Genomic DNA, 7,520 nt, shown 5'->3' with positions numbered 1-7,520 from the left:
GGCATGAATCTGGCCACGGCGGCGAAGAGAATCTGACCAGGGGCGGGAGGGGAAGTCTCTTTCAGGTATGAAGGGGGAGATAATAGCCGGTGCTCTCGCGTATACAATCCGAAAAATACTTTTTCAGGAGACCCTAATTATGGTTATTATATCCTTTCTGTGTGATAAGAAAATAAGTCGCGAATGAGGGGCTAATCAAACATGGCAATCTTCAAGAAGCACGGTAACTGGTACATAGATTATTACTGCGACCTGGTAAGATTCAGGCAGAAGATAGGGCCGAGTAAGAAACAGGCGGAGCAGGCCCTTGCAATAAAACTGTCTGAGATTGTGCGAGGGACATTTAAGATGGCACCAAAACGAAAGAGGATTTCCTTCGGTGTGCTCGCGGAGAAATATCTCGAATATTCACGGGCAAATAAAAGGTCTTGTAAAGCAGACCTCTGTATCATGAAGAATCTGAATAGGTTCTTCGGCAATCGCACTATCGACCAGATAGGCTCTCACTTGATCGAACAATATAAAATACAGCGGCAACAGGAGATTAGAGCCAGGGATAAATATAGGGGAAAAGATTCGCGAGACATCCCGATGACGACTATTAACAGGGAACTAACCTGCTTAAAACATATGTTTAACATGGCCATAAGGTGGGGCAGTGCTGAGCATAATCCGGTGAAAGGGATTAAATATTTCAAAGAGGAAAACATTGTTGAACGGCCTTTTCGACAGGACGAGATTGATAGATTATTAAGAGCATGCAATCCCTATATGAAGGACATAGTTTTAATCGCATTAAACACTGGAATGAGGATAGGAGAGATACTCAAGCTCGAATGGGAGCGGATTGAGCTTCAACAGGGATATATAACGGTTACTAGAACGAAAAGCGGGAAAGATAGAAAGATTCCCCTTAATTAAACTGTCACTAATGTATTGAAAAACAGAGAGCGTGATGGTATATATGTTTTTCACGCCGATGGAAGACCGTATGAATCGGTCAAGAAATCCTTCTACGCAGCTCAGAGAAGGGCTGGAATAAAGCATTGCCGGTTCCATGATCTTCGGCATCATTTTGCGACGAAGTTGGTATTGGCGGGCGTAAGCCTTCCGGTGATAAAGGAACTTTTGGGGCATTCGTCTATCGTGACAACGATGAGATACGCGCATCCAACACCCGAAGCTAAGAAGGAAGCTGTTAGGCTCCTTGAGGGTGGGGAAATGTCAAATGATAGACACTATATGGACACTAGCCCACTTATAGCAGAAATACAATCTTTCATATCTCGTTCCACATAAGCATGTTGCCGGGGTAGCTCAGTCGGTAGAGCGACAGACTGAAAATCTGTGCGTCGGCGGTTCGATTCCGTCCCCCGGCACCATTTCTATACCTGCGACTGTTGTGTAGACGCCCTGCACGCGAATTATCCCCCAATATATTTATCGTTTGAGCCGTTTCGAACAGTTTGAACTGTTTGAGCCGTGTGAATCGTTTGAGCCGTGTGAACCGATTGTGAGGCGCTGGCTGGCAACATCGCAGTGAAGAGTGAAAAGTGAAGAGTGGAACGTGGTAGAATAGCCAATATGAAAGTTGAACCACAGAGAACACAGACGCTGGATTTTGACTATGTGGGCTGCGATGACGGGACTGTGTTTCGAAGTCTGCGCACCTCGGCGAAGGGCCTCTCGGACGCGGAGGCCGGAAAACGCCTGAAGGAATACGGGCCCAACGAGCCCGCGAAGAAACGGAAGAGGACCATCCTCATCCAGGTCCTCTCCAAGTTCGTCAATCCCCTGGTGATCGTGCTCCTCATCATCGCGGGCTTTTCGCTGTTCTTCGGAGAGAGGATCAGCGCCCTGCTCGTCATCCTGATGGCGACCATGAGCGTGCTGCTCTCGTTCATCCAGGAATACCGCGCGGGGAAGGAGGCCGAGAAGCTCAGCGAGATGGTGCGCGCCACCGCGACCGTGTACCGCAACGGGAAACCCCGCGAGATAAAAATCAAGGAGATTGTGCCGGGAGACGTCGTTGACCTCTTCGCCGGCGACATGATCCCCGCGGATATCCGCATCATCTCCTGCAAGGACCTCTTCATCAACCAGGCATCGCTGACCGGGGAGTCATTCCCCGTCAAGAAGGTCGCCGGCCCCGTGCGCCCGAAAGGCCATTCGGTTTCCGAGATGGCCAATATCGCCTTCATGGGGTCGAGCGTGGTGAGCGGGACGGCGCTCGGCGTCGTCCTCGCGACGGGGATCGCGACGCAGTTCGGTGAAATCTCCCGCAGGCTCGCCGCCATAAGGAGCGAGACGAGCTTCGATACAGGCATCCGCCGGTTCACCTGGCTCATGATACGCGCGATGCTCGTCATGGTTGTGTTCATCTTCGCAATCAACGCCCTGCGGCGCGGCGCCCTCATAGAGTCGCTCCTCTTCTCCCTGGGCGTCGCCGTCGGCCTGACGCCTGAGATGCTCCCGATGATCGTGGCGATCAACCTCTCAAAGGGAGCGATCGCCATGTCAAAGAAACGGGTGATCGTGAAGCGCCTGAACTCCATACAGAACTTCGGCGCCATGGACATCCTCTGCACGGACAAGACAGGGACGCTCACCATGGACAAGATCGTGCTGGAAAAGCACTGCGACGTGGTGAGAAAAGAGGACGCGGATGTCCTGCGCTACGCATACATCAACAGCTACTACCAGACGGGACTCAAAAACCTGCTCGATCGCGCCATCCTGAAGCACCAGAAGCTGCTGGTGAAACAGTACCGGAAGGTGGACGAGGTGCCGTTCGATTTCTGGCGAAAGATCATGTCCGTGATCGTCGAGATGGACGGGAAGCACCGCCTCATCGCGAAGGGCGCCCCCGAGGCGATATTCAAACGGTGCACGAAATGCGAGCTGGACGGCGAGATCCTCGATATCGGGGAGATGATCCTCACCGACCTGCGCGAGGAGTACGACGCCCTGAGCGCGGATGGGTTCAGGGTCCTCGCGATTGCCTACAAGGATATGGACGGGGCACAAGGAGTCTATTCAAAGGACGATGAGAAGGACCTGATCCTCAAGGGGTACGTCGCGTTTCTGGACCCGCCCAAACCGAGCGCCCGGCGTGCGATCGAGGTATTGAGGAGACTGGGGATCCAGTGCAGGGTGTTGACAGGCGACAACGAGTTGGTGACGAAGAAGATATGCGGGTCGGTCGGCATGGATGTCCAGGGGATAGCAACGGGTGATGAGGTGGAGAAGCTGGACGATCAGGGCCTTCGGGAACTCGTCAAGACGACCACCGTCTTTGCGCGGCTCTCTCCCGTCCAGAAGGAGCGTGTCATCCACGCCCTGCACGAGAACGGTCATATCGTGGGCTACCTGGGCGACGGGATAAATGACGCCCCGGCGCTCAAGGCGTCGGACGTCGGCATCTCGGTGAACAACGCCGTGGACATCGCTAAAGAGTCAGCAGATATGATCCTCCTCGAGAAGAGTCTGATGGTACTCGAGGACGGCGTGAGGGAGGGGAGGAAGACCTTCGGGAACATCGTGAAGTACATCAAGATGGGATCGAGCTCGAACTTCGGAAATATGCTCAGCATGACAGGAGCGAGCATGTTTCTCCCCTTCTTGCCGATGTTGCCGATACAGATACTGCTCAATAACTTCCTGTACGATGTCTCCCAGGTCGCTATTCCGATGGATGATGTAGATAAGGTGTACCTCAGGCGGCCGAGGCCCTGGAACATCGACTACATTAAAAAATTCATGCTCATCATCGGGCCGATTAGCTCGATCTACGATTTCCTCACCTACGGGGTCATGCTCTGGCTGTTCCACTGCGGGAACAACCCGAAGCTGTTCCACACCGGGTGGTTCATCGAGTCCCTGTGCACGCAGACGCTGGTGATCTATGTCATCCGTACGGGGAGGCTCCCCTTCATCGAGAGCATGCCGAGCAGGTTTCTGATGGCCACCTCGCTCGCGATCGTGGCCGTCGGCATCCTGATACCGCTCTGCCCGCTGGCGGGACCGTTCGGATTTGTCACCCCCCCCGCCGCCTTTTTCCTCATCCTCTCCGTGATGGTGGTGACCTACCTCGCCCTCGTGCAACTGGTAAAGGTCTGGTTTATTCGGAGATTTGGGTACGAATAGAAGATGAAGTTTGAGCCGTTTGAGCTGTTTGAATCGTTTGAGCCGCAAGATGTTTTACATGATTCAACAGTTCAAACTGCTCAAACCATTCACACGGTTCAAACGTCGTTTCTCGGTGGTGCCGCTGTTGTCCCGCGCGGGTGATGATGCTACAATAGTGCCAATCAAGAGAGGTCCCCGTATGTTCACATGGCTTCTGAAGCACACGATCGGGACGAAGAACGACCGCGATATCAGGCGGTTCTTTCCCATCGTCAGCGCGATCAACGAGATGGAAAAGGAGTACCAGTCCCTCACCGACGAACAGCTCCGGGCGAAGACGGCGGAGTTCAAGAAGCGGATCGCCGAGGGGGAAACGCTGGACGACATCATGCCGGAGGCGTTTGCGGCGGTGAAGAACGCATGCCGCCGGCTCGTGGGGAAGCGCTGGCGGGTCTGCGGCCTCGAGGTCGCCTGGGACATGATCCCCTTTGACGTCCAGCTCATGGGCGCCGTCGTCCTCCACCAGGGGAAGATCGCCGAGATGGCCACGGGGGAGGGGAAGACGCTCGTCGCGACGATGCCGCTCTACCTCAACGCCCTCACGGGCGAGAATGTTCACCTCGTGACGGTGAACGACTACCTCGCCCGGCGTGACTCGCAGTGGATGGGCCCGGTCTACGAGTTCCTCGGCCTCACCGTCGGGTGCATCCAGCACGATATGCCGCACGAGGAGCACAGGGCGGCCTACGTCAGGGATGTCACCTACGGCACGAACAGCGAATTCGGGTTCGACTACCTGCGGGACAACGGCATGGCGATGAGCCTGGATGACCAGGTGCAGCGGGGGCACCACTACGCCATCGTGGACGAGGTGGATTCCATCCTCATCGACGAGGCCAGGACGCCGCTCATCATCTCGGGCCCGGTGATGGTCACCACGCAGCAGTACGACAAGCTCAAGCCTAGGGCGGATGAGCTGGTGCGCAAGCAGACCTCACTCTGTAACAAGCTGATTACCGAAGCCAAGGAAGAACTCGATCATAAAGACAAGCGCTATGAGGCGGGGCGCAAGATCTATCTCGTGAGCAAGGGGGCGCCTAAGAACAGGCAGCTCCTCAAGCTCATGGAGGGTCCGGAGATCAGGAGGCTCGTTGACCGCGTGGACCTCGACCTCAGGGTTGATCTCAAGAAAGAGGAGAAGTTCAAGCTCCTCGAAGATCTCTACTACGAGATTGACGAGAAGGGGCACGATATCGACATCAAAGAGAAGGGGCACGAGGTGCTTGACCCCAGCGCCCAGCAGTCGTTTGTCATGCCGGATATCATCACGGGGTTCCAGGAGATTGATGAGATCGAGGGACTCAGCGCTGAGGAAAAGGAGCGCAGGAAGCAGCAGCTCCAGCAGCGCCAGATTGAGGTCGGAGAGAAGCTGCACTGCCTCATCCAGCTGATCAGGGCGTACGGCCTCTATGAAAAGGACGTGGAGTATGTCGTGCAGGACAACCGCGTCATCATCGTGGATGAGTTTACCGGGAGGCTCATGCCGGGACGCCGCTGGGGCGACGGGCTCCACCAGGCGGTTGAGGCCAAGGAGGGGGTAAAGGTTGAACAGGAGACCCAGACCTTCGCCACGATCACGATCCAGAACTACTTCCGTCTCTACAAGAAACTTGCCGGAATGACGGGGACGGCGGAGACCGAGGCGAATGAGTTCCACCAGATCTACAAGCTCGATGTGGTCGTCATCCCGACGAACGAGCCGGTGCGGCGGAGAGATCACCACGACGTGATCTACAAGACCCGCCGCGAGAAATACAACGCGGTCGTTGACGAGATCGAAGCGTTGAACAAGAAGGGGAGACCGGTGCTGGTCGGGACCATAAGCGTTGAGCAGTCGGAAGTGCTCAGTCGGCTCCTCCAGCGGCGCGGGATCACGCACTCCGTCCTCAACGCGCGCCACCACCAGCAGGAGGCGGAGATCATCGCCGGGACGGGACAGAAGGGCGCGGTCACCATCGCCACGAACATGGCCGGGCGCGGCACCGATATCAAGCTCGGCGAGGGGGTCGTCAATCCTGAGTGCATCGTGGAGGGTGCGCGCTGGTGCTGCATGAAGTGCGCGAGAGAAAAAGAATGCAGGCGCGCGGCCCAGCCGCCGGATGGCAAGACGGTGCGGATGTTCGAGTGCGGGGACGACCCGCCCTGCGGCCTGCACATCATCGGCACGGAGCGCCATGAGGCGCGGCGTATAGACCGTCAGCTCCGCGGGCGGAGCGCGCGCCAGGGGGATCCGGGCTCGTCGCGTTTCTATCTCTCGCTCGAGGACGACCTCATGCGGCTGTTCGGTTCAGACCGTATTGCGAGGGTCATGGACAGGATCGGGATGAAAGAGGGCGAAGAGCTCGTCCACCCGCTGCTCACCAAGTCTATTGAGACCGCGCAGAAGCGTGTCGAGCAGCGCAACTTCGCCGTCCGGAAGCACACGCTCGAGTACGATGACGTGATGAACAAGCAGCGGGAGGTCATCTACGAGTTTCGGGAAGAGATTCTCAGGACCGATGACCCCACGGGCATGGTGATGGAGCTGATCACGGAGGCCGTTGATGAAAAGCTCCCCCTCTATATTCCCGAGGGGGCTCACCGGGATGAGTGGGACCTGGACGGTTTCCTCCGCTGGCTCAATCTTACGTTCCCCGTGTTTCTCAAACCGGCGGACCTCGAAAAGGAAGGGTTCGGCCCTGAGGAGGTCAGGGCGGCGATAGTGTCCGCGCTCTCTTCCGCCTACGAACGGAAGGGGCGGTTCGAAGATGAGGCGTCGCGGCAGATGGGCCAGGCCGGCGAGGGAGCGGAGTCAGCGATGCAGCGGCTCACGCGCCTCCTCATGCTCAGCGTGGTGGACCGGCTCTGGAAAGAGCACCTCTACAACATGGATGCGCTGCGCGAGGGCATCTTCCTCAGGGCATATGGTCAGAAGGACCCGCTGGTGGAGTACAAGAGGGAAGGCTTTGATATGTTCGCCGAGATGATGGGGAGCGTGAAAGGAGAGATCGTGAGCGGCATCTTCCGGATCACCTTTTCTCCCGAGGCGATGCGGAAGATTGCCCAGGAGCCATCGGCGCAGCAGTACGTGCACAGGGAAGTGAGCGCCTTCCACATGGCCGAGGAGGAAGAACCGGCCCTCGCGGGAGTGGGGGCGCGGGGTGAGCTCGCATATTCAGCGGGCGGGGGCGACGAGGGAGAGCAGCCCGTGAAAAAACCATTTGTGAGGAAGGACAAGAAGGTGGGTCCCAACGAGCCATGCCCCTGCGGCAGCGGCAGGAAGTACAAGAAGTGCTGCGGGCAATCGTAATCGTTTAAGTCGTTGGAGCCGTTTGATTCGATACGGTGAACGA

Annotated in this window: 2 protein-coding genes, 1 tRNA gene and 1 pseudogene; all 4 read left to right on the top strand. The window is 56.7% G+C overall.

The genetic code is table 11. The features are described 5' to 3' along the window. Positions 1-639 precede the first annotated feature (639 nt). Positions 640-1,299 (top strand): annotated as a pseudogene (locus NTX71_09000) (site-specific integrase). A 7-nt stretch (positions 1,300-1,306) separates the two neighbouring features. Beyond that, a tRNA-Phe gene (locus NTX71_08995) sits at positions 1,307-1,382 on the top strand. A gap of 202 nt (positions 1,383-1,584) precedes the next feature. After that, on the top strand, positions 1,585-4,146 hold the full coding sequence (mgtA, locus tag NTX71_08990) for a magnesium-translocating P-type ATPase (GenBank protein MCX6340039.1): 2,562 nt from the start codon (positions 1,585-1,587) through the stop codon (positions 4,144-4,146). 181 nt (positions 4,147-4,327) lie between these two features. After that, positions 4,328-7,477, top strand: a complete 3,150-nt coding sequence (gene secA, locus NTX71_08985) for a preprotein translocase subunit SecA (GenBank protein ID MCX6340038.1) — start codon at positions 4,328-4,330, stop codon at positions 7,475-7,477. Positions 7,478-7,520: the final 43 nt, after the last annotated feature.

The organism is Candidatus Auribacterota bacterium, from assembly GCA_026392035.1.
Classification (GTDB): domain Bacteria; phylum Auribacterota; class Tritonobacteria; order UBA1439; family UBA1439; genus JAPLCX01.
This window is presented reverse-complemented; position numbering and strand designations above follow the sequence as displayed.

Bases quoted from the DNA above. Each gene is read 5' to 3' on its own strand.
- secA (MCX6340038.1), top strand. From the start codon at position 4,328: ATGTTCACATGGCTTCTGAAGCACACGATCGGGACGAAGAACGACCGC.
- mgtA (MCX6340039.1), top strand. From the start codon at position 1,585: ATGAAAGTTGAACCACAGAGAACACAGACGCTGGATTTTGACTATGTG.